This is a genomic window from Streptomyces chilikensis (assembly GCF_001642695.1).
GTDB classification, from domain to species: domain Bacteria; phylum Actinomycetota; class Actinomycetes; order Streptomycetales; family Streptomycetaceae; genus Streptomyces; species Streptomyces chilikensis.
The window spans coordinates 229305-253868 of the sequence record NZ_LWCC02000005.1; the positions used below are offsets into that span (position 1 = coordinate 229305).

26 protein-coding genes are annotated in these 24564 nt (G+C 73.1%); 13 read left to right on the forward strand and 13 right to left on the reverse strand.

Annotation, left to right across the window (positions count from 1 at the left end; translation table 11 throughout):
* Window positions 1-3: 3 nt before the first annotated feature.
* On the reverse strand, window positions 4-423 hold the full coding sequence (locus A2U95_RS01195) for a helix-turn-helix domain-containing protein (RefSeq protein ID WP_420856940.1): 420 nt from the start codon (window positions 421-423) through the stop codon (window positions 4-6).
* Between the two features lie 271 nt (window positions 424-694).
* On the opposite strand from A2U95_RS01195, the gene A2U95_RS01200 reads away from it, so the two are divergent.
* Window positions 695-1666, forward strand: coding sequence for an LLM class F420-dependent oxidoreductase (locus A2U95_RS01200; protein WP_166020391.1), 972 nt, complete (start codon window positions 695-697; stop codon window positions 1664-1666).
* Between the two features lie 95 nt (window positions 1667-1761).
* Window positions 1762-2205 (forward strand): SsgA family sporulation/cell division regulator, encoded by a 444-nt coding sequence (locus A2U95_RS01205; RefSeq protein WP_166020392.1) that lies wholly within the window; start codon window positions 1762-1764, stop codon window positions 2203-2205.
* Between the two features lie 148 nt (window positions 2206-2353).
* Here the strand turns inward: A2U95_RS01205 and A2U95_RS01210 are convergent, their stop codons facing one another.
* Complete coding sequence (locus A2U95_RS01210) at window positions 2354-2881, reverse strand: DUF6328 family protein (protein WP_420856941.1); 528 nt, start codon at window positions 2879-2881, stop codon at window positions 2354-2356.
* A 183-nt stretch (window positions 2882-3064) separates the two neighbouring features.
* On the opposite strand from A2U95_RS01210, the gene A2U95_RS01215 reads away from it, so the two are divergent.
* Window positions 3065-3412 carry a hypothetical protein gene (locus A2U95_RS01215; protein ID WP_166020393.1) on the forward strand — a complete coding sequence of 116 codons (348 nt, stop codon included), beginning with the start codon at window positions 3065-3067 and terminating at the stop codon, window positions 3410-3412.
* A 76-nt stretch (window positions 3413-3488) separates the two neighbouring features.
* On the opposite strand, the gene A2U95_RS01220 is transcribed toward A2U95_RS01215, so the two are convergent.
* On the reverse strand, window positions 3489-4472 hold the full coding sequence (locus A2U95_RS01220) for an aldo/keto reductase (RefSeq protein ID WP_166020394.1): 984 nt from the start codon (window positions 4470-4472) through the stop codon (window positions 3489-3491).
* A 147-nt stretch (window positions 4473-4619) separates the two neighbouring features.
* Between A2U95_RS01220 and A2U95_RS01225 the strand changes: the two genes are divergently transcribed.
* Window positions 4620-5072 carry an SRPBCC family protein gene (locus A2U95_RS01225; protein ID WP_166020395.1) on the forward strand — a complete coding sequence of 151 codons (453 nt, stop codon included), beginning with the start codon at window positions 4620-4622 and terminating at the stop codon, window positions 5070-5072.
* A 26-nt stretch (window positions 5073-5098) separates the two neighbouring features.
* Here A2U95_RS01225 and A2U95_RS01230 read toward each other — a convergent pair whose 3' ends face one another.
* The 3 genes from A2U95_RS01230 to A2U95_RS01240 all read right to left on the reverse strand — a co-directional run bounded on the left by A2U95_RS01230 (window position 5099) and on the right by A2U95_RS01240 (window position 7239).
* Complete coding sequence (locus tag A2U95_RS01230; protein ID WP_166020396.1) at window positions 5099-5818, reverse strand: ribonuclease H family protein; 720 nt, start codon at window positions 5816-5818, stop codon at window positions 5099-5101.
* 63 nt (window positions 5819-5881) lie between these two features.
* Window positions 5882-6679, reverse strand: coding sequence for a VOC family protein (locus A2U95_RS01235; protein ID WP_166020397.1), 798 nt, complete (start codon window positions 6677-6679; stop codon window positions 5882-5884).
* A gap of 62 nt (window positions 6680-6741) precedes the next feature.
* Window positions 6742-7239 carry a VOC family protein gene (locus tag A2U95_RS01240; RefSeq protein ID WP_166020398.1) on the reverse strand — a complete coding sequence of 166 codons (498 nt, stop codon included), beginning with the start codon at window positions 7237-7239 and terminating at the stop codon, window positions 6742-6744.
* Between the two features lie 196 nt (window positions 7240-7435).
* Here A2U95_RS01240 and A2U95_RS01245 point away from each other — a divergent pair, with 196 nt between their 5' ends.
* A complete protein-coding gene (locus tag A2U95_RS01245) occupies window positions 7436-8071 on the forward strand; it encodes an ATP-dependent Clp protease proteolytic subunit (protein WP_166020399.1) in 636 nt (211 codons plus the stop codon).
* Window positions 8072-8073: 2 nt separating this feature from the next.
* Complete coding sequence (locus A2U95_RS01250; RefSeq protein ID WP_166020400.1) at window positions 8074-8667, forward strand: ClpP family protease; 594 nt, start codon at window positions 8074-8076, stop codon at window positions 8665-8667.
* Window positions 8668-8786: 119 nt separating this feature from the next.
* Here the strand turns inward: A2U95_RS01250 and A2U95_RS01255 are convergent, their stop codons facing one another.
* From A2U95_RS01255 to mgrA, 3 genes are all read right to left on the reverse strand, one after another.
* Complete coding sequence (locus tag A2U95_RS01255) at window positions 8787-9146, reverse strand: helix-turn-helix domain-containing protein (protein ID WP_166020401.1); 360 nt, start codon at window positions 9144-9146, stop codon at window positions 8787-8789.
* 125 nt (window positions 9147-9271) lie between these two features.
* Window positions 9272-9724: an ATP-binding protein gene (locus A2U95_RS01260; RefSeq protein ID WP_166020402.1), complete on the reverse strand. Its 453-nt coding sequence runs from the start codon at window positions 9722-9724 to the stop codon at window positions 9272-9274.
* Between the two features lie 175 nt (window positions 9725-9899).
* Entirely contained in the window at window positions 9900-10898 is a 999-nt protein-coding gene (gene mgrA / locus A2U95_RS01265; protein WP_166020403.1) for an L-glyceraldehyde 3-phosphate reductase, read from the reverse strand.
* Window positions 10899-11010: 112 nt separating this feature from the next.
* Here mgrA and A2U95_RS01270 point away from each other — a divergent pair, with 112 nt between their 5' ends.
* The 5 genes from A2U95_RS01270 (at window position 11011) to A2U95_RS01290 (ending at window position 16091) form a co-directional block, all read left to right on the forward strand.
* Window positions 11011-11523, forward strand: coding sequence for a mycothiol transferase (locus A2U95_RS01270; protein ID WP_166020404.1), 513 nt, complete (start codon window positions 11011-11013; stop codon window positions 11521-11523).
* Between the two features lie 142 nt (window positions 11524-11665).
* A complete protein-coding gene (locus A2U95_RS01275; RefSeq protein WP_166020405.1) occupies window positions 11666-12121 on the forward strand; it encodes an SPW repeat protein in 456 nt (151 codons plus the stop codon).
* 263 nt (window positions 12122-12384) lie between these two features.
* Entirely contained in the window at window positions 12385-12648 is a 264-nt protein-coding gene (locus A2U95_RS01280) for a GlsB/YeaQ/YmgE family stress response membrane protein (protein ID WP_166020406.1), read from the forward strand.
* Between the two features lie 196 nt (window positions 12649-12844).
* On the forward strand, window positions 12845-14467 hold the full coding sequence (locus tag A2U95_RS01285) for an alpha/beta hydrolase (protein WP_166020407.1): 1623 nt from the start codon (window positions 12845-12847) through the stop codon (window positions 14465-14467).
* Between the two features lie 226 nt (window positions 14468-14693).
* The gene (locus tag A2U95_RS01290) at window positions 14694-16091 is read left to right on the forward strand and encodes a PP2C family protein-serine/threonine phosphatase (protein WP_166020408.1); all 1398 of its coding nucleotides are present in this window, start codon (window positions 14694-14696) and stop codon (window positions 16089-16091) included.
* A 219-nt stretch (window positions 16092-16310) separates the two neighbouring features.
* Here the strand turns inward: A2U95_RS01290 and A2U95_RS01295 are convergent, their stop codons facing one another.
* Window positions 16311-17795 carry a DNA-binding protein NsdB gene (locus tag A2U95_RS01295; protein ID WP_166020409.1) on the reverse strand — a complete coding sequence of 495 codons (1485 nt, stop codon included), beginning with the start codon at window positions 17793-17795 and terminating at the stop codon, window positions 16311-16313.
* A gap of 232 nt (window positions 17796-18027) precedes the next feature.
* Here A2U95_RS01295 and A2U95_RS01300 point away from each other — a divergent pair, with 232 nt between their 5' ends.
* Together A2U95_RS01300 and A2U95_RS01305 are read left to right on the forward strand one after the other, a co-directional pair.
* Window positions 18028-19155, forward strand: a complete 1128-nt coding sequence (locus tag A2U95_RS01300; protein WP_166020410.1) for an aminoglycoside phosphotransferase family protein — start codon at window positions 18028-18030, stop codon at window positions 19153-19155.
* A 172-nt stretch (window positions 19156-19327) separates the two neighbouring features.
* Window positions 19328-21319 (forward strand): N-acetylmuramoyl-L-alanine amidase, encoded by a 1992-nt coding sequence (locus A2U95_RS01305; protein ID WP_166020411.1) that lies wholly within the window; start codon window positions 19328-19330, stop codon window positions 21317-21319.
* An 85-nt stretch (window positions 21320-21404) separates the two neighbouring features.
* On the opposite strand, the gene A2U95_RS01310 is transcribed toward A2U95_RS01305, so the two are convergent.
* The 3 genes from A2U95_RS01310 to A2U95_RS01320 all read right to left on the reverse strand — a co-directional run.
* Window positions 21405-21902 (reverse strand): hypothetical protein, encoded by a 498-nt coding sequence (locus tag A2U95_RS01310; protein WP_166020412.1) that lies wholly within the window; start codon window positions 21900-21902, stop codon window positions 21405-21407.
* Between the two features lie 45 nt (window positions 21903-21947).
* Entirely contained in the window at window positions 21948-22880 is a 933-nt protein-coding gene (locus A2U95_RS01315; RefSeq protein ID WP_166020413.1) for a universal stress protein, read from the reverse strand.
* 181 nt (window positions 22881-23061) lie between these two features.
* Window positions 23062-24564: acyl-CoA synthetase (locus A2U95_RS01320; RefSeq protein ID WP_166020414.1), on the reverse strand; the 1503-nt coding region annotated here is incomplete at its 5' end.

The following is a 24564-nucleotide window of genomic DNA, read 5'->3' on the forward strand; positions in this document are numbered from 1 at the left end:
ACGCTAGGCTCGCGGCGCGGTGCGCGCTTCTCCGTTCCTGACCGGTCGGGTGTAGAGCTTGGCGACGCAGGGCGGGACGGCGGCGCCCGCCGAGTGGTCGCGTGCCCGGTAGGCGCTCGGGGTCTCGCCGACCAGTTCGGTGAAGCGGGAGCTGAACGACCCGAGGGAGGTGCACCCGACCGCGAAGCAGACCTCGGTGACCGACAGGTCGCCCCGGCGCAGCAGCGCCTTGGCCCGCTCGACGCGGCGCGTCATCAGGTAGCTGTACGGCGTCTCCCCGAAGGCCGCGCGGAAGCTGCGCGAGAAGTGGCCCGGTGACATCAGGGCGACGGCGGCCAGCGCCGGTACGTCGAGCGGCTCCGCGTAGTCGCGGTCCATCGTGTCGCGCGCCCGGCGCAGCCGGACCAGGTCCTCGAGCATCACCCGTCCAGCCTCCCACAACGCACCGGGCCGGTCCCGGCGTCCACGGGTTCCCGGGGTGACGGTCCCGGGGCGGGATCCGCGCGGTGGCCGGCCCGTCCCGTCTCCGCGGCCGTCGCCGCGTGACGGCGCGTCACCGCGCGTCCCGCGGTCCGGTGCCCGGCGGCATCCACCCCCCGGGCGTTACGGGCCGGCCCGCCGACGCCTCGCCGGCGCTGCGCCCACCCGGCGGCATCCACGGTTTCCTGTCCCTTTTGCCGGGAACGCGGCAGACATGGTGCAAATCGGATACACGATGATGACCGAGCAGGCCGGGCCGCGGGAACTGGTGGGGCACGTGGTGCGGGCCGAGGAGGCCGGTTTCGACTTCTCGGTGACCTCGGACCACTACTTCCCGTGGCTGCGCGAGCAGGGGCACGCCCCGTACGCGTGGGCGGTGCTGGGCGCGGCGGCGCAGGCGACCTCACGGATCCCGCTGATGACGTACGTGACCTGCCCGACCTTCCGCTACCACCCGGCGGTGGTGGCGCAGAAGGCGGCGACCCTGCAACTGCTCTCGCAGGGCCGCTTCCGGCTGGGGCTGGGTTCCGGCGAGAACCTCAACGAGCACGTGACCGGCGAGGGCTGGCCGGCGGTGGACGTGCGGCACGAGCGGTTCGAGGAAGCCGTGGAGATCATCCGGGCGCTCCTGGACGGCGGGCACCTGACCTACCACGGGGAGCACTACCAGGTGGACTCCGCCAAGCTGTGGGACCTGCCCGACCGGCCGCCGCAGATCGGGATCGCGGTCTCCGGCGAGCAGTCCTGCGCGCTGGCCGGGCACTACGCCGACCTGGTGATCGCCACCGAACCGAAGAAGGACCTGCTGGACCTGTTCGACCAGCACGGCGGCGAGGGCAAGCCGCGCGTCGGACAGCTCCCGGTCTGCTTCGACCCCGACCGGGAGACCGCGGTCCGGCGGGCGCACGAGCAGTTCCGGTGGTTCGGCATGGGCTGGAAGGTCAACGCCGAGCTCCCGCATCCGGACTCGTTCGCCGCCGCCACGCAGTTCGTGAGGCCGGACGACGTCGCCTCCTCGATCCCCTGCGGCGACGACCCGGAGGCCTTCGTCGAGGCGGTGCGGCCCTACGCGGAGGCCGGGTTCACCGAGGTCGCCCTGGTGCAGATCGGCGGGGAGTCCCAGCACGGGTTCCTGGAGTGGTCCGAGCGCACCCTGCTGCCCGAGTTGCGCAACGCCTTCGGGTGACCTCGCCGACGCCCGGAAGTCGGTGGTCATGGGCGCGGGGAGTGGGGGTAACAGGGTGTGCACCGTACATCTCGTCCACTCCCCCGGAGGTCTCGATGAAGTCGAGCGCGTTCGTGCACAGGGCCGTTGTGATGCAGCTCCAGTCCGGCGGGAGCGACAGCGACGCCAACCGCTTCGCGGTGCTCGCCCACCTGAGCTACGACATCGAGGACCCGTTCGCGGTCACCGCGACGTTCAGCCATGACGGCCGGGTGCTGGCCCGCTGGCGGCTGGCCCGCGAGATGCTCGCCGAGGGCCTGCGCCGGCCGGTCGGCGAGGGGGACGTGCGGTTCTCGCCGCGCTACGCCCGCGGCTGGCACGAGCTGCGCATGGACTTCTACGGGGAGCACCGGGGCGACGGCGAGCGGCACCACGCCGTCGTTCACGCCTGGGCGCCGGCCGTGGAGCGGTTCCTGGAGGAGAGCTACCGGGTGGTGGCTCCCGGCGACGAGCACGTCGAGGTGGACGGCTTCCTCTCGGAGCTGCTGGCCAACGGCTGAGGCCCCCGCGGCGCCGGCGAGGGCTTCGGCCGGGACGAGCGGCGCCCCCAGGAGGCGACGGAGACACCGGAGACACCGGACGAGCAGACGAAAGGCCCGGACCCGCTGAGCGGGCCGGGCCTTCGCCGTGCGACGCGGGGGCCGGCGGCTACTTCGAGGTGTAGCGGTAGCGGGTCCACAGGGGCAGCACGAACCAGCACAGGATGTACCAGGACAGCACCCCCGCGACCAGGTACGGCACGAAGCCGTCGTGGGTGGCGACACGGAGGATGAGCAGCAGCGCGCTGGTCATGGTCGCCAGCAGGAGCACCAGCCCCGTGAAGGTCACCCGGGCCGCCCACTGGACGGCCTGCGGCTTGACCTGGCGGCCGGAGACGATGCGGTGCAGCGCGACGGGGGCGATCAGGGCTCCGGTCGTCATCGCGCCGAGCACCACGGTGACCAGGTAGATGGTGCGGTCGGTCTGGCCGAGTTCCTCGTAGCCGGGCTGGAAGACGACGGTGAGCAGGAACCCGAAGAGGATCTGGACGCCGGTCTGGGCGACCCTCACCTCCTGGATCAGCTCGCCCCACTTCCGGTCCGCCGCCTCCTCCTCGGTCTCGTTGCGGCCTCTCCTGGGCCGCCGGCCTATGCCGTCCTCCAGGCCGTCCTCGTCGCCGGGTCGGTTACCGGTCACCCTTCCTCCTGTTCACCGGGGGCACTGTCCGAGTGCCCCTTCTGCCCGTGATTCCCCAGGCCAAGCGGCCGGGATCGACCGGGATCGACCGGGACACGGTCCTGCGGTTTCGGGTGCCGGTCGGGCGGTTACCCGTCAGGCTGCAATCAGGCAGGCGATCTGGGCCGAGGGAGTCCGTTGACCATGACCGGGACACAGCTCACCATCACCCTCAGCGGTGGACACTGCTCCGACGCCCAGGCGGTGCTCCGCACCCTGGAGCCGATCTTCGGTCCTCCGGACTCCCAGCCCAAGGACGAGCACGCCACGGTGCACACCGCCGTCTTCGGCGGTACGGAGGGTTCCGCCCCCACCCCCGAGGACACCTCGGGGCGGACCGGGGTCGCCGACCCCGTGACCGTGACACTGCAGGGCACGCCCGAGGCGGTCCACAAGGCGGGTGAAGCGCTGACCGCGGCCTTCACCGTGCGCGACCGGGGGACCGTCTCCGGGGACCAGGAGCAGGAGCGGGAGATCCTCATCGAGGCCTGACGCTCCCACCGCCACGACACGAGGGGCGGGGCCGTTCGCACCGGAACGGCCCCGCCCTTCGTCGTACCGCCGGCGGCTACCAGCGGTTCTCGACCTGCTCCTTGATCCGGCGCTCGTAGAGGTCGCGGACCGACGCCAGAGTCTCCTCGGAGAGCGGCGGCAGACCGGCCGCGGCGGCGTTGGTGCGGGCCTGCTCGGGATTGCGGGCGCCGGGGATCACGGTGGTGACGCCGGGCTGCTGCATGATCCAGCGCAGCGCGGCCTGGGCCGGGGTGAAGCCCACGGGAACCAGCCCGGAGAACTCGGCGGCGGCCTCCACACCGGTCTCGTAGTCCACCCCGGAGAAGGTCTCGCCCTGGTCGAAGGCCTCGCCGTGCCGGTTGAAGGTCCGATGGTCGTTGGCCGCGAAGACGGTGTCCTTGGTGTACTTGCCGGACAGCAGCCCGGAGGCCAGCGGGACGCGGGCGATGATGCCGACGCCGGCCTCGGCGGCGGCCGGAAGCACCTCGAGGAGGGGCTTCATCCGGAAGGGGTTGAGGATGATCTGCACGCTGGCCACGTTCGGCCGGGCGATCGCGGTGAGGGCCTCGGCGCAGGTCTCCACGCTGACGCCGTAGGCGGCCGTGCGGCCCTCCTCGACCAGGGTGTCGAGGGCGTCGAAGACCTCGTCGCTCGAGTAGACCGCCGTGGGCGGGCAGTGCAGCTGGACCAGGTCCAGCCGCTCCACGCCGAGGTTGCGGCGGGAACGGTCGTTCCACGCCCGGAAGTTCTCCAGGACGTAGTTCTCCGGGATCTGGTCGACGCGACGGCCCATCTTGGTGGCGACCGTGATGTCCAGGTCCGGCCGGCCGCGCAGGAAGGCGGCGATGGTCTGCTCGCTGCGTCCGTCCCCGTAGACGTCCGCGGTGTCGAAGAAGGTGGTGCCGGACTCCGCGGCCGCCTCGAGGACGGCCAGCGCGTCCTTCTCGTCGACGTCGCCCCAGTCGGCGCCAAGCTGCCAGGTGCCGAGTCCGATGACCGAAAGGCTCTGACCCGACCTGCCGATTACTCGCTGTTCCATACCGGCCAGTCTTTCACGCCGTGTCACGTCCTCCGCCCCCGGGCGCCGGTACGGAGAGCTGTCCTCCGCTTCTTCGCGGAACGCGGTTTGCTCCGGAGGCGGGCGGCAAGACGCAAGTCACGCAAGCTACACGAAGGAGGACATCACGTGTCCGTGATCGAGGAATCCATCGAGGTCCGAGTTCCTGTGCACACCGCGTACAACCAGTGGACGCAGTTCGAGACCTTCCCCGAGTTCATGAGCGGGGTCGAGCGGATCGAGCAGCGCACCGACACCCTCACGCACTGGGTGACCAAGGTGGACGGCGTCAAGCGGGAGTTCGACGCCGAGATCACCGAGCAGATCCCTGACGAGTGCGTCAGCTGGACCACCGTCGACGGGGAGACCAAGCAGGAGGGCCGGGTGACCTTCCAGCCGGTCGCCCCGGGCACCACCAAGGTGAACCTGCGCATGCGGCTGCAGCCCGAGGGCGCGGCCGAGAAGATCGGCGACAAGCTGGGCTTCGTGGAGCGCAACGCCAAGGCCGACCTGCAGCGCTTCAAGAAGTTCATCGAGGAGCGCGGCACCGAGACCGGCGAGTGGCGCGGCACCGTCCTGTGACGGCACCGCGCCGGTGAGGGCCGGCCTCAGCCGGCCGCGCGGCACTCCGGGTGACCCCATCCCTGGTCGTTCCTGGCGATGGACCCGCCCGCGGGATAGCCGCCACCGCAGACTCCGCACCTGCCGGGGAACTTGGCCTTGACGGTCCGGGCCGACGCCCCGGCGGAGGCGGCCCGCCCGCCCGTACGCGCACCGCGCGTACGGGCGGGCGTCTTCTTGGCCGCGGGCGTCGGCGAGGGCGGGGGCTCGGGCGAACCGAGGGCGCTGCCCGCGGGTTCCTGGGCGGTCGCGGCCTGGCTGGCGGCCCGGTCCGCGAAGTCGTTGAGCGGGTCGCCGTCCACCTGGTGGGCGGCGACGTAGCGGAACTCCACGGTGCGGCCGGCCAGCAGCTCGTCGATCCGGACGACCAGTTCGCGGTTGGCGACCGGCTTGCCGGCGGCCGTCCTCCAGCCGTTGCGCTTCCAGCCGGGCAGCCAGGTGGTGACGGCCTTCATGGCGTACTGGGAGTCCATCCGGACCTCCAGCGGCACCGCGGGGTCGGTGGCGGCCAGCAGCCGCTCCAGGGCCGTCAGCTCGGCGATGTTGTTGGTGGCGGTGCCGAGGGGGCCGGCCTCCCAGCGGGTGGGCGTCTCCGGGGCGGATCCGCTCTCGGCCAGGACCCACGCCCAGGCGGCGGGACCGGGGTTTCCCTTGCAGGCGCCGTCGCAGGCGGCGACCAGTCGTTCAGCACGCATGGACACGATCATCCCACGCGGGCCCCGCGGTCCCCTTCCCGAGGGGAACGGGACCGCGAGGGGGCGGCGGAGGCGTCAGCCGACCTCGTCCATCGGCGGCATCTCCCCCTCCGCCCTGTCCGGGTCGAGGAGCGAGAAGGGCGCGCCGTGCGGGTCCATGAGGGAGGCGAACCGGCCGAAGGGGCTGGTCACCGGCCCGTGCTGGACCTCGGCGCCCAGCTTCCGGGCCCTGGCGACGGCCTCGTCGCAGTCGGGGACGGCGAAGTAGACGTTGATGTGCGGCGGGACCTCCGGCGGGAAGTCCTCCGTCATCCTCATCCTGCCCAGCAGCGGGGCGCCGTTCAGCTCGTACACCCGGAAGTCGACCTTGTCGTCGGGCATGTTCTTCTGGGTGTAGGAGAAGACCGAGGAGAAGAACGCGTCCGACTTCTCGGCGTCGCGGGTGTTGATCTCGGCCCAGCAGAAGGCGCCGGGCGTGCCGACGGCGTCGAAGCCGGTGTGCTTTCCGGGCTGCCAGAGGCCGAAGACCACCCCGCCCGGGTCGCGGGCGATGCACATGGTGCCGAAGTCCGCGACCTGCATCGGCTCCATGACGATCTCTCCCCCGCTCTCCCGGATCCGCGCGGCGGTGGCCGCGGCGTCGGGGGTGGCGAGGTAGAGGCACCAGGCGGACTGCTCCTCGGCACCGGGCATCGGCGGGACCACGGCGGCGACCGCCTTGCCGTCCGCGTAGGCCTCCGTGTAGTTGCCGAACTCGGTGCTGGACTCTCCGAAGGTCCAGCCGAGCACCTCTCCGTAGAACTTCTTGGCCCCTTCGAGGTCGGCGAACATCGCGTCCGCCCAGATCGGGGTTCCCTCGGGTCGTGCGGCCATGGTGCGGCCTCCGTTCTTGATCGCTCGGTTCTCGGGCTGTTCGGGTGGGGACCGCGGACCCGTCAGGCGGCGTCGCGGGCGGCGCGCAGCCCGGCGACGTCGAGCCGCCGCATCGTGAGCATCGCGGCCATGGCCCGGGCGGCCTTCTCGCGATCGGGATCGCGCAGGATCTCCAGGGCCTCCTTGGGGATCACCTGCCACGACAGCCCGTACTTGTCCTTGAGCCAGCCGCACTGGCTCTCCTGGCCGCCGTCGCCGATCAGCGTGTTCCAGTAGTGGTCGGCCTCCTCCTGGCTGTCACACATGATCTGGAACGAGATCGCCTCGTCGAAGTGGAAGAGCGGCCCGCCGTCGAGGGCGGAGAACCGCTGGCCGTTGACGGTGAACCGGACCTCGGCGAACGACCCGGACTCGTCCGGGACGATCTTCTCCGGGCCGTTCTCGGAGAACCGGTCGACACGCTCGATGCGGGAGTCCGGGAAGACCGAGACGTAGTAGTTGGCCGCTTCCTCCGCCTGGTTGTCGAACCAGAGGCAGGTGGTGAATCCGTTGCTGTCCATCGGTTCCTCCCGATAGTCCGTCGTTCCTCACTGTCGACCGGCGGGACGGTGAAAACTCATCGGAGCCGGACGGGCGAAGGGGTCCTCTGCCCTCGGCGAATCTGCCGCAGGCAGAGAAATGCCCTGGTGGGGGGCGGTCCGGGGCACATTCGAGGCAGCACATCCCTTCCGGCACGAGTCTTCAGGAGGACCTCGGATGCTTCCACCGCGGTACGCCCCCCGGGCGCAGGACGGCGACACCCCCTGCACGAGCTTCGACGACCACCTGGCGTCGGCGCTCCTGGCGCAGCGGATCGTGGTGCTCGGCACCCAGGTGGACGAGGTGTCCGCCAACCGGGTCTGCGCCCAGCTGCTGGTGCTCTCCGCGGAGGACCCGCGGACCGACATCGGCCTCTACATCAACAGCCCGGGCGGCTCGGTGACCGCGGGTCTCGCCGTCTACGACACCATGCGGGCCATCCCGAACGACGTCTCGACGCTGGTGATGGGGTTCGCGGCCAGCATGGGCCAGTTCCTGCTGACCGTGGGCGCGCCGGGCAAGCGGTACGCGCTGCCCAACGCGCGGATCATGATGCACCAGCCTTCGGCCGGCATCGGCGGCACGGCGGCGGACGTGGAGATCCAGGCGGAGAACCTCCAGTTCACCAGGAGGCAGATCGAGCGGATCCTCTCCGAGCACACCGGGCAGAGCCAGGAGACCATCGCCCGGGACTCCGACCGGGACCGCTGGTTCACCGCCGGCCAGGCCCTGGAGTACGGGATGGTCGACCGCCTGGTGGATTCCTTCGACGAGGTGCGTCCCAGCGCCTCCCGACGCCGGACGGGGCTGTGACCATGGGGAGCTACACGGTTCCGTACGTGACCGAGCGGACCGCGCGGGGCGAGCGGTCCTCCGACGTGTTCAGCCGTCTGCTGTCGGAGCGGATCGTCTTCCTGGGCACCGAGATCGACGACGGGGTGGCGAACGTGGTCATCGCCCAGCTGCTCCACCTGGAGTCCGACGCGCCCGACCACGAGATCGCGCTGTACCTCAACTCCCCCGGCGGCTCCGTCACGTCGCTGATGGCCATCTACGACACCATGCGCTTCGTGCGCGCGCCGATCGCCACCTTCTGCGTCGGCCAGGCGGCGTCGACGGCGGCGGTGCTGCTGGCCGGCGGCGATCCGGGGCGGCGGTTCGTGCTGGAGCACTCACGGGTGCTGCTGGGCCAGCCGGCCAGCGCGGGCAGTCAGGGCACGGTGGCCGACCTGGCGCTGCGGGCCCGGGAGATCGGCAGGATCCGGGCCCAGGTGGAGGAGGTGCTGGCCCGGCACACGGGCCACGACACGGCGACGCTGCGCGCGGACATGGACCGGGACAAGGTGTTCACCGCCGCGGAGGCGGTGGCCTACGGCCTGGCGGACGAGGTGCTGACCGAACGTCTGTGACGCCCCGGTCCGGCACCGCGGGGCGCCGGACCGGGGCCGCCGTCCCGCGGTGCCGGGCCGGGGTGCCTGCCCGTGCCGCAGGACCGGATGCGGATGCCTGCCCGTGCCGCCGGCCGGGGTCAGGCCGCCAGGCAGAGGCCCCCGCGGCGCGGCACGGCGGCGGACACGGCGGCCGGGACGGCGGCCGAGCGGGTCGTGAGGTCGCTGTGGACGCGGATCAGCAGGTCCTCGAGGCCGAGGCCCAGGGCCCGGGCGGCGGCCGCGAGGACCTCCGAGGAGGCCTCCTTGCGGCCGCGCTCCAGCTCCGACAGGTAGGGCATGGAGATCCGCGCCGCCTCGGCGACCTCCTTCAGGGTGCGCCCCTGGGCGAGCCGCTCGCGGCGCAGCACGTCGCCCACGAGGTCGCGCCACAGCGGCTCCCTGGCACGGGCCGGGCGGCGGAGGGGAACGGGGGTCCGGGAGGATGCGTGGTCGCTCACCCTTCTCACCCTAGGCGGCTCCCGGGCCCCGGCAAGACGGCCGGTCGGGGTTCCGCTCAGAGGTGAATCGCCTTACCCGGCACGAGGGTTCGGCCTCGGCCGCGGTGTCCGCGGCCGAGGCCCGCTCAGCCGCCGAGGCGCAGGGTGGCGCGTATCCGCTTGCCGACCGGGACGCGCTCCACCACGACCTCGTCGGCGACCGCGTGGACGATCTCCAAGCCGTGCCGGCCGATCCGCTCGGGGTCCCGGGGGAAGATCTGCGGCAGGGCGACGCTGCTGTCGTAGACCGTGACGGTCACGGAGTTGTCCGAGCCCTCGAGCTCGAGGATGTACGGGCCGTGACTGTGCCGGTCCGCGTTGGTGACCAGCTCGCTGACCACCAGGAGCAGCTCACCGCCGTACCGTTCGTCGGCGGTGGCGCACCATTCGTTCCTCAGCTGCTCCAGGAACTGCCCCGCGAACTCCCGCGCCTCGGCGATGCACCCCGGCTCACCGGTGAAGTGCGTCGCACGCCGCAGAGGCTCTACGGGGACGTCGAAACCCGTTGTCGCCACCGCCCCGTCCAGGTGTTCGATCATGCGTGTCTCTCTCGGCTGCCGGCCCGGCCGGATACTGATGCGCCTCTCCTGGTACCCGGGTCCGGCCCCGGCACTCCCCCCATTTTGACTGCTCCGCGTCACCCTGTTCACCACGCGTGGGCCCCGCGGGAGGGGGACGGCACCCGCGGGGCCCGTGCGCCGGGCCCTCCGTCCGTCAGCCGGCGGCGCGGACGATCGCGTCGATGCGGGCCAGCTCGTCGTCGGTGAAGTCCAGGCCGGCGATGGCGGCGACCGAGTCCTCGACCTGCTGCGGGCTGCTGGCGCCGACCAGTGCGGAGGTGACGCGGCCGCCCCTCAGCACCCAGGCCAGGGCCATCTGGGCCAGCGACTGGCCGCGCGCGGCGGCGATCTCGTTCAGCGCGCGCAGGTGCCCGACGAGTTCCGAGGTCACCTTGTCGGCGGTCAGGAAGGGGCTGTCGCTCGCGGCGCGGGAGCCCTCCGGAATGCCGTCGAGGTAGCGGGAGGTGAGGAGGCCCTGCTCGAGCGGCGAGTAGACGATGGAGCCGACCTGGAGCTCGTCCAGCGCGTCGAGCAGGCCGGTCTCCTCGGGGCGGCGGTCGAGCATCGAGTAGCGGGGCTGGTGGATCAGCAGCGGCGTGCCGAGGTCGGCGAGGATGCGGGCCGCCTCGCGGGTCTGCTCCGGCGAGTAGTTGGAGACGCCCACGTAGAGCGCCTTGCCCTGCTGCACGGCGGAGTGCAGCGCGCCCATGGTCTCCTCGAGCGGGGTGTCCGGGTCGGGGCGGTGCGAGTAGAAGATGTCGACGTACTCGAGCCCCATCCGGGACAGGCTCCGGTCCAGCGAGGAGAGGAGGTACTTGCGGGAGCCCCACTCACCGTAGGGGCCGTCCCACATCAGGTAGCCGGCCTTGGTGGAGATCACCATCTCGTCGCGGTAGGGCCGCAGATCGGCCTTGAGGGCCTCGCCGAAGGCGGATTCGGCGGCGCCCGGAGGCGGGCCGTAGTTGTTGGCGAGGTCGAAGTGGGTGATCCCGAGGTCGAAGGCGCGCCGCAGGATGGCCCGCTGGGTTTCGACGGGACGGTCGGGACCGAAGTTGTGCCACAGGCCGAGCGACAGCGCGGGAAGCTTCAGGCCGCTGCGTCCGGTGCGCCGGTAGGGCATCCGCTCGTAGCGGCCGGGATGGGCGGTGTACAACGCGACTCCTGGGGTTTCGGCGTGTTCGACGGTGCGCGATCACTCTTCCTCACCGACCCTCTCCCGGTCCAACCGCCGAGCGGGGCGACGGGATGCGGCGGAGGCTGGACCCATGGACGCAAAGGACATTCTGGTCGACGGGTACGGACGGATCCGCGAGGAGGTGCACGCGGCGGTCCGCGGGCTGGACGCGGAACGGCTCGCCGCGCGCCCCGCCCCGGGGGCGAACCCGGTGGCCTGGCTGGTGTGGCACCTGACGCGGGTGCAGGACGACCACGTCGCGGACGCCGCGGGCCGGGAGCAGGTCTGGACGGCACAGGACTGGCACGGCCGCTTCGGGCTGGACCTGCCGGCCCATGACACCGGTTTCGGGCACGACGCGGCGAGGGTGGCGGCGGTGCGGGTGGACTCGCCGGACCTGCTGACCGGGTACTACGACGCGGTGCACGAGCAGACGCTCCGCTTCCTGCGCGCGCTGACCGCCGCCGAGCTGGAACGGATCGTCGACGAGCGGTGGGATCCGCCGGTGACGCTGGGCGTCCGGCTGGTCAGCGTGCTCTCCGACGACCTCCAGCACGTGGGACAGGCGGCCTACGTCAGAGGGCTGCTCGAGCGCGCCGGATGAGTTCCGGCGGACCACTGCGTGACCTGCATTACACATAACGGGTGAATCGGGGCAGAATGGAACAGGTGCGGGCCAACCGCCCCGCATTCGATTCCTTCCGCCGCACTCGCGGTCAGGCCTGAGATCTCGAAGGAGACGAGTCATGGCCAATGTCTCGCACCCGCGTGGTGACATGGCGAGTCACCCCGACGTGCTCGAAATGAGGGAGCAGTACGCCCGCTCCCAGCAGGGTCCGAATCTGGGGATGCTCGCCGCGCCGCTGGCCCTGGTCGGCGTGTACTGTGCCGCCTCGCCGTGGATCCTGCACTTCACCGGAAACCAGCCCCCGATGGTGGCGCACAACGTGATCGTCGGCGCGGCGATAGCGGCCCTGGCGATCTGCGCGGCGGCGAATCCGACGCGGATGAGTTCGCTCGGCCTGGGCGCCGCCGCCCTCGGCGCCTGGATGATCATCGCTCCCTGGGTGGTGGGCACCAACCCCGACGCCGGCGTGATCATCAGCAGCATCTGCATCGGCGCCCTGGCGATCTGCCTCGGAGCGGCATGCGCGGCCCTGGGCATGAGGAAGGCGAAGGCGCGTAAGTCGTCGAGGTTCTGACGGCTCCCTGCGGCCCTCCGCGACGGCGGGGCCGGACCGGGTCACCCCGGTCCGGCCCCGCCTCGTCCGTGCCACCGCCGGCCGGGGCCGCGGCGGGCGCGGCGGGTGCGGAGACGGTCCCGGGGCCGTGGGCCGCCGGTCCGCTCCGCGCGTCAGGTGAGGGAAAAGCACGTGACAGGCACGCGACCGAGGGCCCGGAAGCGTGCGACTCCCGCCCGGGGGCAGAAGGATCGCACGACAAATGCGAAGGGACGGGCGGGAAGATGGAGATCTCGGGCATCATCAGCGCGATTGTCATCGGCATCGTGATCGGCGTGCTGGGACGCCTCGTCGTTCCCGGACGCCAGCACATCGGAGTGCTGTGGACGATCGTGGTCGGCATCGCGGCGGCGCTGATCGGTTCGGCGCTCGCCGGTGCGTTCGGGGTCTCGGACACCAACGGGCCCGACTGGCTGGAGTGGCTGATCCAGGTCGTGCTGGCCGCGCTGGGCGTGGCCGCGCTGGACCGCAGCCGGGCGACCCGCTGACGCGCCCGGCACGCGGGCCCGCGCGGGCGACGCGCACGGCGGGACGACGGCGGCGAAGGGCGGGGAGGGCGGTTCCTCCCCGCCCTTCGCCGTGCCCGTGCCCGTGCGGCGGGTCCCCCGGGCGGCCCGCGCGGACGGGCGCGGCGGGCGGCTCACGCCTAACGTGGACCGCGGCCGTCCACCCCCGGAGGCTCGCATGCAGGGACCGTGCTCCATACGCGTCGCGGCCGGCACGGCCGCACTGGCCGCGCTCTGCGCGGCGCTGCCCGCCGCCCCGTCGGCGGCGGGCAGCGGGGCGGGGGATCCGCCGCCCCGCCTGAAGCAGTACTACGACCAGCGCGTGACCTGGCACCCCTGCGACTCCGAGGCCGCACCGCGTGACCTCCAGTGCGGCGCGGTCACCGTTCCCCTGGACTACGCGCGCCCGGACCGCGGCTCCCTCCGGCTGGCACTGGCCCGTCTGCGGTCCACCGGCGACCGGCCCCGCGGCTCACTCGTCCTCAACTTCGGCGGTCCCGGCGGTGAGGGCGTCGGCCGGCTGGCCATGGCCGGCAAGGACTTCATGCCTCTCGCCAAGGGCTACGACGTGGTCGCCTTCGACCCCCGCGGTGTCGGCCGGTCCTCCCCGGTGACCTGCGGCGAGGCCGCGTACTCGGGCTCCCCCGGGCAGGGCCGGGACGACGGGCGGCGGGACGCCCGGGAGGAGGGCGCCTCCCCCGGCCAGGTGGCCGACGGCGACCCCCACCCCTACCTGCGCAGACTGCGGGAGATCGCCGAGGCCTGCGCCGCCAGCTCCGGCCCGGTGCTGGAGCACATGGGCACCGTGGACGCGGCCCGCGACATGGACGTCATCCGCCACGCCCTCGGCGACCGGCGCCTGAACTACCTCGGCTTCTCCTACGGAACCCGCCTCGGCGCCGTCTACGCCGCGCGGTTCCCGCACCGGGTGGGCCGGTTCGTCCTGGACGGCGTGGACACCCTCACCGACTCCCCCGTCGAGCAGGCCCGGGCCGGCGCGGCGGGCCAGCAGGCCGCGCTGGAACGGTTCCTGACCTGGTGCGTACGGGACATCGCCTGCCCCTTCGGCCGCGACGCCCGCACGGCGCCCCGGCAGGTGGAGCGGCTGGTCGGCATGCTGGACGCCCGCCCGGCGCCCTCGGCGGCGGGCCGCGGTTTCACCGGCCAGGACCTGGTGGCCGCCCTCGGCCAGGCGCTGTACAGCCGGGCGCTGTGGCCGCAGCTGGAGCGGGGGGTGGCCGACCTGGTGGAGTACGGCGATCCGCGCGGCCTGCAGGGGTTCACCCAGGGCGCCTTCTCCCCGCCGGTGTTCCACCGCGAACGGCCGCGGAGGTCCCGGCAGCACGTGCCGCTGGACAACGCCCCGGCCGCGCTGCTCGCCGTCAACTGCGCCGATGCGCCCGAACGTCCGTCCGCGCGGCGCATCGCGGCGGAACTGGGCGCGATGCGCGCCTCCTACGAGAAGGCGTCCCCGGTCTTCGGCCGGTACCGGCTGGCCGAGGCACTGATGTGTTACGGGCGGCCCAGGGGGACCGACTTCGTGCGCGAGAGGGTCCACGACCTCAGGTCGCCCCGGATGCTCCTGGTCGGCACCCGGGGCGACCCCGCCACGCCGTACCGCTGGACGGTGGAGACGGCCCGGCGGCTGGGCCCCGCGGCGGTGGTCCTGGACAACAAGGGCGAGGGACACACGGGCTACGGATCATCACGCTGCGTACAACGGGCCGTGGAGGCGTTCCTGCTTCTGGGGGAACTGAAGAGCGGCTCCTGCCCCGCGGAGGAGCCCGGACCGGACGTCTGACCACCCGGTGGACGCCCCCGCGTCCGCCTCCAACTCCCTTGCGGAGAAGTAACTTTGGCCCCTGCTTCACCGGGACCCTGACCCCGGAAGACTCTGACATATGCCAGAAGCACCACCGAATCGAGTGTTGCCGAATCCCTTACAGGGGGTGGCGAGCTGTGCCAGAGTCGTATCCGGTTCACCGGCCGGTCACGGCCGTACCGTCTCCTCGACACCGGAGTCCGTCATGCCGTCCCCTCTGTCCGCGGATCGCCCCGCCGGCCTCTCGCCCTCCGGCGACAGCCCGGTGGAGGTCCTCATCGCGCGGACGCGGCAGCTCAGGACGGACATGGACGCGGTACGCCGCGGCGCGTGGAGCGACGGCACGGATCCCGAGGACCGGTGGCAGCGCGCTCTCTACGACCTCGCGCTGCATCACCTGGAGGACCTCGACGAACACCTGGCGCAGCTCCGCGAGGGCCCTCCGCCCGCGGCAGGCTCCCCCGAGGCGCTGCCCGCCCCGCCGGCCGCGCCCGGCACCGGACCGGCTCCGACTCCGGCCCCGGGCCGGATCGGCAGCGCGGAGTGGGAACTGCTGACCGACGAGGTCCGCTGGTCCGCCGAGTTCTACGAGATCCTTGGCATGGATCCCGCCGCCCACGCCCTCACCCTCGACGAGCTGCCCTCCCTGGTCCTCGACCAGGACCGGCCCCGGCTCACCGCCATGGTGACCGGCTGCCTGGTCGACGGCCGGCCGATCGACGGGGAGTTCCGGATCACGCGTCCGGACGACGGCAGGGTGCGGACCGTGCACATGAAGGGCGAGCCCGTGCTCGACGCCGACGGCAACACCGCCTCCATGTGGGCGGTGCTGCGTGACGTCAGCGAACTGCGCCGGTACCGGCGGGCGGTGAGCGAGACCCGTGACTCGCTCCGTCACCGCCGGACGGCCCGGTCCGGGCAGGGGCTCGTGGTCGAGCCGCAGGAAGCCGTGCTCCCCCCGTGGCACGGCTCCCTGCGGCTCCCGCGACAGGGCGGGCCCGGGTCGCTGGAGCTGGCGGCGGGTCGGCTGCCGTCCTCCGCGCCCGGTGAGCCCACCGGCAGTGACTGGTACGACGCCTGCGAACTCCCGGACGGGGAGACGCTGATCGGTTTCGGCACCCTGACCGGCGAACCGTCCGCGGTGGCCTCGGGTACGGCGATGCTGATCGGCGCCCTGCGCGGCATGGCGATGGCGGGCGCCGCCCCCGGGCAGTCGGCGGTGTGGCTGGACGATCTGCTGCGGCGCGGCGCCCGGCCGGTCTGCGGACCGGCCCTGTGCTGCCGGTACGCGGCCGGGACCAGGACCTTGAGGTGGGCCGGCTGTCCCGCCCCGGTGCTCTTCCGGGGCGGGACGGGCCGGACGCTCCGCTCCCCCGGCGGGCAGGCCGAGGCGGAGCAGCGGCTGGAGGCGGGCGACCTCCTGGTCCTCCGCACCGCGGGCCTGGCCGGCGGCGCGGACGGCGAGCGCCGGCTGACCGGACTGGCCGAGAGCCTCCGGGACGAACCGTCCGCGCAGGGCGCGGTACGGATACTGGCGGACGCGTTCGGCGGCGACCGGCACGACGGCACCGGCTGCTTCCTCGTGGCCCGCGTGCACGGCTGACCCTCGGTGCACGGCTGACCCGCGCGCACCGCTGATCCGGGCGCACGGCTGCGCGACCCGGCCGGCCGTCGCCCGACGGTGGCGCCTCCCGGCTCCTGGAGCGGTGACTCATCGCCCCGCCGTCAGGGCGGCCGACACCACCACCCCGCACGCCGGCCACGCGCCGTCACCACGCACGGGGACGCGGGATCCGGCCGGAACGGCGGAGCCCCGCCCCGTTCACACCGCCGCGCCGCTCCCCGGCCGCTTGGGCTTGGGCAGGGCGAGCTGGATCTCCTCACGCAGTTCCTCGATCTTCGGGTAACTCGCGTACTGGCCGGTCAGCCGGTACATCTGGCGGAGCCGGTCCCAGGTGCGGTGCGAGGAGTTGCTGCCCATCGAGACCAGCGCCAGGCGGGCGTAGCGGTCCGCCTGCTCGGGATCGTCGGCGATGAAGCACGCCGACGCCAGGGAGAGCCAGTCGAAGATCTTGGACCGCTCCCGGCCGTTCTCCCTGAGGTCGAGCGCCCGCTTGGCGTGGCTCTGCGCCAGGGCCGCCGCCGAGGGATCGTGCTCGGCGAGGGTGCGGTAGGCGAGCGCCTCCATCCCGTGCAGGTCGGCCTCGTCGAACATCTGCATCCAGCTGGGCGGGGCGACGTCTCCCTTGTCGGAGACGAAGAGGTCCTCCGCCCGGCCCAGCGTGCGGCGCATGGCCTGGCTCTTGCCCATGGACGCCTGCGCCCAGGCCTCGATGGTGTGGAGCATCGCCCTGGTACGGGGCAGGACCTCCTCCCCGGCACCGGACTTGGCGAGTTTCATCAGGTCCAGGGCGTCGTCGGGACGGCCCAGGTGGACCATCTGCCGTGCGGCCCGGGAGAGCGCCTCGCCGGCCCGGGGCCGGTCCCCGCCCTCACGCGCCGCGTGCGCCGCGATGACGAAGTACTTCTGGGCCGTGGGCTCCAGGCCGACGTCGTGCGACATCCACCCGGCCAGCACGGCCAGGTTGGCGGCGACGCCCCACAGGCGCCGCTGCAGGTGGTCGGGGTGGTGATAGGCGAGCATGCCGCCCACCTCGTTCAACTGCCCCACCACCGCCTTGCGCTGGAGGCCTCCGCCCCGGGAGGCGTCCCAGGCCCGGAACACCTCCACGGAGCGCTCCAGTTCCTCGACCTCCTCGGAGCCCACCGGGGCCGCCTCGTAGCGGTCGAACCCGGCCGGGTCCGCGTGCGGAAATTCGTCGGTCCGTGGGCCGTCGGCCGCGAGGGCCGGGTCCGCGTTCAGCCACTGGTGCATGGCGCTGTGCAGCGCCGATCCTGCGGTGAGCGCGACGCCCGCGCCCACCAAGCCGCGTCGGTTGAGCATGAGGTCCATTCCCGTGAATTCGGTGAGGACCGCAGCCGTCCGCTCGGGCGCCCACGGCAGACCGTCGGGATTCTCCTCGCCGCGCTGCCGTTTCCCCGTTCGCCCTTGCCGGACCAGTCCGAGATCCTCGATGGTCACGACACGGCCGAGACGCTCGGTGAACAGATCGGCCAGCACCCTCGGCACCGGATCGCGGGGGATCTCCCCCATGTCGATCCAACGCCGCACCCGGGAGGTGTCGGTCGCCAGCTGCGGGTGGCCCATGGCCGCCGCCTGCCGGTTGACCAGCCTCGCGAGTTCGCCCTTGGTCCAGCCGGCCAGGCCGAACAGGTCCGCCAGGCGGGTGTTGGGTTGTCCGCTCACGTCAAGCCCCCAGGTTCTCGGCTGACTTGACACTAACGCGGGCCAAAGTGCCGGGCGACTATTCGCCAGGGTTCGCCAGGGGTCGCCAGTTGTCAGCCACGCCCCCGCGTGATGTGGAGTAGAAGTGCGCCATCCCGCCCCGGTCCCGCACGGGGGCTCTCCCCAGGGTGCCCTCCGGGGCCGGGGCGGATGGCGCGGTAACTCTTCCGGCACACGAAGGGATCCGTCTCCCATGTACGCAGTGTCGTCCTCCGTGTCCGCCCCGCTCCGGCCGCAACCCCGCCCGGGCGCCGGCCCCTTCCTCGATCCGACCCGTCAGGGGGTCCAGCCCGCGGGCCCCCGGCTGCGGCGGACACCTCACCAGGGGGGCGGGACACTCAGCGGACGGCTGGACCTGTCCGGCCCGCAGGGCGCGCAGCTGCGGACGGCCATCGCCTCCGTGCACCGGATCTGTCCCGAGTTCGCGCCCGTGCAGGTGCTGCGGCGCACCGGCCGGTCCGTGCTGCTGGTCGGGACGACGGGACGGACCACCGCGGTCGCCAAGGTTTTACTGGACGACTCACCGGCCTGGGCCGAGCGGATCCGGCACGAAATAGCTGCGTACCGGTCCTTCGTCCGGCACCGGCCCCCCGTACGGGCGCCGAGGCTGATCGCGGCGGACCCGGACAACTGCACGCTGGTCATCGAGCGCGTGCCGGGACGGGCGGCGGCGCTTCACCGGCACCCCGTGGAGCCTCCGCCGCGCGCCGACCTCCGGGCGGCGCTGGGCGCGATCTGCCGGCTCAACGCCTGGCGGCCTCCGGCGGGCACCTTCTCCGCCCCGCTGGACTACGCGGCGCGGATCAACCGGTACCACGCGCTGGGGCTGCTCACCGACCGGGACCTGGGGGACCTGCAGAAGCTGTTGCACGGCATCGCGCACTCGTCGGGCAGGCAGGGGACGGGGCAGTTCTGTCACGGTGACGCGCTGCTCTCCAACATCCTCGTCTCGCCGACCGGTCCGGTGCTGGTGGACTGGGAGCACGCGGGCTGGTACCTGCCGGGGTACGACCTGGCGACGCTGTGGTCGGTGCTGGGGGACGCACCGGACGTGCGGCGTCAGATCAGCCAGCTGGCCCAGTCGCAGGGGCCGGCCGCCCGGGACGCCTTCCTGGTCAACCTGATGCTGATCCTGACCCGGGAGATCCGCACCTACGAGATGGCGGTGCAGCGGACGATGCAGGACGTCGCGCCGGCTCCGGTGGCCGCGCCGGCCGGGGCGATCCCGACGGGAGAGGAGCAGCGGTTGCTGCTGCGGCGGTTGCACGACGACGCGCAGATGGCGCGTCGGGCGGTGCGGGCGGCGGTCGGCACGCGCTGAGCCCGCCCGTCGCCCCCTCGCCTCAGGGCCCGGTGTTCCCGGGCCCTGAGGCGTTTCCGGACGGCCCAACTTGCTTGCATGCACGCGTCATTGACGGGGTGACGGGATACCGGTATCCCTGACGCACGCCACGCCGGTCCCACAGGCGCACAGCCGTCCCCGGGAGGATGCATTGCGAGGATCCGCCACCGTCCCCACTCCCCCGCCCGGGGGCCGTCGCCCCTTGCGCGGACGCGCGGCGGGAGCCGTCGCCGCGGCCGCGCTGGTGCTGCCCCTGCTGGGCGCCGCGCCCGGCGGCCCGGCGGGCGAGGGCCCGCTGGGCGCGGCGTTCGCCCGGGCCGCCGCCGAGTACGACGTGCCGCGGAGCGTGCTGCTGGGCGTGTCGTACCTGGAGTCCCGCTGGGACGCGCACGCCGGTCGTCCCAGCGTCGCCGGTGGTTACGGCCCCATGCACCTGACCGATCTGTCCCTCGCCCTGGCCGAGGCTCCGCACCACAGCCACGGCGAGGAGGATCCGCGGGGCGACGAGGCCCGGCCGTCGGGGGTCCCGGAGGCGGAAACGCCGGAGGTTCCCGAGGCGTCCGGGCTTCCGGAGCACCTGCGCACCCTGGCGGCCGCGTCCGCGCTCACCGGCCTGCCCGCGGAAGAGCTGCGCACCGATCCGGCGGCCAACGTGGAGGGCGGCGCGGCCCTGCTGGCGCGGACCCAGCGGGAACTGGGGCTGCCGCCGAGCGAGGATCCGGCCGACTGGTACGCGGCGGTCGCGCTCTACTCCGGTGCGGACGACGACGCCACGGCCGCCATGTTCGCCCAGGACGTGTTCTCGGTGATCTCGGCCGGCCAGGAGCGGGTGACGGACACCGGCGAGCGGATCGTGCTGGCGGCGGACCCGCGGGCCCGGGCGGACCCGGCGCAGCTGGAACGGGCGGGGCTGAAGCGGCTGGACCAGGACGGCACCGAGTGCCCGCCGACGGTGGCCTGCGAGTGGATCCCGTCGCCGTACCAGCACCTGGGCGGCGACGACCCGGGCAACTACGGGAAGTACGACCTGGCGAACCGGCCCGCGGACCAGTCGGTCGACTACATCGTGGTGCACTCCACCGAGGCGACCTGGGACACCACCCTGCTGCTGGCGCAGCGCGCCACCTACGCGGCGTCGTGGCACTACTCGATCCGCTCCTCGGACGGTCACGTCGCCCAGCACATCAAGGCGCGGGACGTCGGCTGGCACGCGGGCAACTGGTACGTGAACGCGCACGCGATCGGCGTCGAGCAGGAGGCGTTCCTCGCGCAGCCGGACGCCTGGTTCACGGAGTCGCTGTACCGCTCGTCCGCCCGCCTGGTGAAGTACCTGGCGAAGCGGCACGGCGTGCCGCTGGACCGGCAGCACATCCTCAGCCACGACGCGGTCCCCGGGGTGACTCCCGCCGGCATTCCCGGCATGCACACCGATCCCGGCCCGTACTGGGACTGGGCGCACTACTTCCAGCTGATGGGCGCGCCGTTCCACCCGAACGCGAACCCGCACGGCGACGTGGTCACGGTCCGCCCGGACTACGCGTCCAACCGGCCGGTCTTCACCGGCTGCGAGCGTGCCGGGGTGGCCTGCGCCCCGCACGGTTCCAGTGAGGTGCGGCTGTACTCGGCGCCCTCCGAGGACGCCCCCCTGGTGCGGGACATCGGCCTGTACCCGCGGGACGAGGGACGGACCACGATCGGCGTGAACGACGTCGGCGCCCGCGCCTCGACCGGTCAGCAGTACGTGGTGGCGGACCGGGCCGGCGACTGGACGGCGATCTGGTACCTGGGGCAGAAGGCGTGGTTCCTCGACCCGGCGGAGCGGCCGGCCGCGGTGGCGACGAAGGGCCTGGTGGTGACGCCGAAGGCCGGACGGGAGTCCGTGCCGGTGTACGGACGGGCGTATCCGGAGGCGTCGGCCTACCCGCCGGGGATCCCCGTGCAGGCACTGGCCCCGCTCCCCTACCGCTTCGAGGCCGGGCAGCGGTACGTGGCGGGTGACCGGTTCCGGTCGGAGTACTTCCGGAACACGACGTTCGGCGGCAGGGGCACCGTGGTGCGCGGCCAGGACGAGTACTACCAGATCCAGCTCGGGCACCGGGTGGCCTTCGTGAGGGCCACCGACGTGGACGTCGTCGCCCCCTGACCCGCGGGGGCACGCGAAGGGGCCGGACCACCTCGGTGGTCCGGCCCCTTCGCGCGTCGGCCGGGCGCGTGCCGACCGGGCGGGCTCAGCCCTGGCGGAAGAGCTCGGCGGGCAGCGGCTTGAGGAGCGCGTAGAGGTCCTCGGTGATCGGGCGGTCCCAGGAGGCGATGGTGACCAGGACGTTGTCGCTGCGGTCGAACTGGACGCAGGAGATCCGGCTCTCGGAGAGCTTGAGGCGGCGGACCACCAGCAGGTTGTCGCCCTGGAGCACGGGCACGTCCTCCGCGCCGACGACGGTCACCTCCTCGTCGTTCTCCAGCGCCAGCAGCAGCTGGGCGACCTCGAACGGCACCTCGCCCTCGGGGACGTCGCGGGCGGGCGAACCCTCGGGAAGGTTCCCGATGATCATCGCGGGGCCGCGGTTGCCGAACAGGTCGTAGCGGAGGAAGACGCCCTGGCAGCTGCCGTCGGGGGCCGGGAGCAGGCCGGCGCCGAGGTTGCCGGGCCAGTCGCCCGGGTCCATGGCCAGTACGTCGAAGTCGGGCCCGGCGGGCGTGGCGCTGCGGCGGCGGAGGAACGACATGCCGCCATGGTACGTGGCCCGCCGGGCTTCACGGCGTGCGGGAGTTCACTCCTCGCCGGGCCGTGCGCCGTCGGGGTCGCCCGCGTCCCCGTGCGGGTGCGGGGCCACCACGGCCACCGGGGCGGCGGCGTGCAGCAGCACCGCCTGGGTGACCGAGCCGACCATCCGGGTCGGTACCAGCAGCCGCCGCTGGTGGCGGCCGACGACGACCAGCTCGGCGTCCCGGGAGTGGGCGACGAGCCGGCCCGCCGCGTCGCCGCCCTCCACCGCGATGTCCACGAGGACCCGGGGGTGGCGTTCGCGGAAGGGGGCGAGCCTCTCCTCGGCGAGCGCCCGGGTCTCGGCGGCGACGCCGGCCTCCTCGATCACCGGCAGGGCGAACTCTCCGGGCACCGCCCAGATCTGCGGGGGCCACGGGTAGGCGGCGACGGCCTGGACCCGCACCCGGCGCAGCTCGGCCTCGGCGAAGGCGAACTCGACGGGGGCGTCGCCGACGTGGTCGACGCCCAGGCCGACGACCACGCGCGGGCCGGCGGAGGCGTCGGCGAGGTCGTCCGGGACCCGGCGGTCGGTCCGGGGGACGACCACGACGGGGCAGTGGGCGTCGCGGGCGGCGGCGATGCCGGTGGACCCGAGCAGCAGGCTGGCGAAGCCTCCGCGGCCGCGGGAGCCGAGCACCAGGAGCGAGCCCTCGGTGCTCACCTCCGCCAGCACGGTTCCGGGGGCGCCCACCCTGCTCAGGTACTCGACGTCCGGCCGGACGCCCCCGCCCGCGTCGATCCGGGCGCGCACCTGGTCGAGGACGGGGTCGTCGGCGGTGTCCACGGCGACGAACTCGGGCGGCGTCCACGCCGGGTACTGGCGTACGTGCACCACGCGCAGGGGTGCGCCCCGCATCAGCGCGGTGCGCACCGCCCAGTCCAGGGAGCGCAGGCTGTCTTCCGATCCGTCGACCGCCGCGATGACCGGCAGGGTCATGGGGTCCCTCACCTCCGGAGTTCGGCATTCCGCTCGTCCCCGCCCGGCCTCGCCCGGTGGGCGGGCCGGTGCGGGAGGCGGTGGCCGAGTGTCCGTAAATCAGGAGGGGAACCCTCGCACGGCCCCGTCGGGGCGCCGTCGCGGGGCCGCGGTACGGAGGCCGCGGTACGGGGGCCGCGGTTCACGCGCCGGTGGCGGCGCCGAACGTGTCGCGCAGTTCGCGCTTGAGGATCTTCCCGCTGGCGTTGCGCGGCAGCGCGTCGACGAAGACGACGCGCTTGGGGGCCTTGAATGAGGCCAGCCGCTCCTTGGCGTGGGCGACGAGTTCCTCCTCGGTGACCTCGCCCCGGCGCACCACGAAGGCGGTGACGGCCTCGATCCAGCGTTCGTCGGGCAGACCGACCACGGCCGTCTCGGCGACCTCGGGGTGGGTGTGGAGGGCGTCCTCGACCTGGCGGGAGGCGACCAGCACGCCACCGGAGTTGATCACGTCCTTCACCCGGTCGACGACGGTGTGGTACCCCTCGGCGTCACGGACGGCGAGGTCGCCGGAGTGGAACCAGCCGTCGCGGAAGGCCTCCCGCGTCTCCTCGGGCTTCTCCCAGTACCCCTCGCAGAGCTGCGGGGAGCGGTAGACGATCTCACCGGGGACGCCGTCGGGCACGTCCTTGCCGTTCTCGTCGACGACGCGGGCCTCGACGAAGAGGACCGGGCGTCCGCAGGAGTCCATCCGGCCGTCGTGCTCGTCGGGTCCGAGGACCATGGCGAGCGGGCCGATCTCGCTCTGGCCGAAGCAGTTGTGGAAGGCCAGTCCGGGCAGCCTTTCGCGCAGCCTCCGCAGCACGGGCACGGGCATGACGGAGGCGCCGTAGAAGGCCTTGCGCAGCGAACCGAGGTCGCGGGTGGCGAAGTCGGGGCGGTTGGCGAGGGCGATCCACACGGTGGGCGGCGCGAACACGCTGTCGACGCGGCCGGATTCGACGAGGTCGAGGAGGCGGTCTCCGTCGGGTGCGTCGAGGATGGTGTTCCGCGCGCCCACCGCGAGGTAGGGCAGCAGGAAGACGTGCATCTGCGCCGAGTGGTAGAGCGGCAGCGCGTGCACGGGCCGGTCCTCGGCGCTCAGGCCGAGCGCGGTGACGGCGCTCAGGTACGCGTGGACCAGGGCGCGGTGGGTCATCATGGCGCCCTTGGGAAGCGCGGTGGTGCCCGAGGTGTAGAGCAGCTGCGCGAGGTCCTCCGCGTCCGGCCCCGGACCGTCGAAGGGGGCGGCGGAGGCGAGGCGGGCGAGCAGGGAGTCCCCGGCGTCGCGCAGGGCGAGGGTGCGGGTGCCCTCCGGGAGCCGTCCGGCGATGGCGGGGTCCGCGAGGACCAGCGCGCTGCCGGACTGGCGGAGCAGGTAGGCCAGGTCGTCGCCGGTGAGGTTCTGGTTGACCGGCACGTGGACCAGCCCGGCGCGGGCGCAGGCGAGGTAGCCGATCAGGTAGGCGTCGGAGTTGTGGCCGTAGGAGGCCACCCGGTCGCCGGGCTCCAGCCCCGCGGAACGCAGCACGCCGGCGGCGCGGGAGACGGCGTCGTCGAGTTCGGCGTAGGTCCAGGACCGGTCCGCGTAATCGACCGCGGTCCGGCCGGGGGTGCGGCGTGCGCTGCGGCGCAGCACGGCGTCGACGGTGCTGGCGTTGCCGTT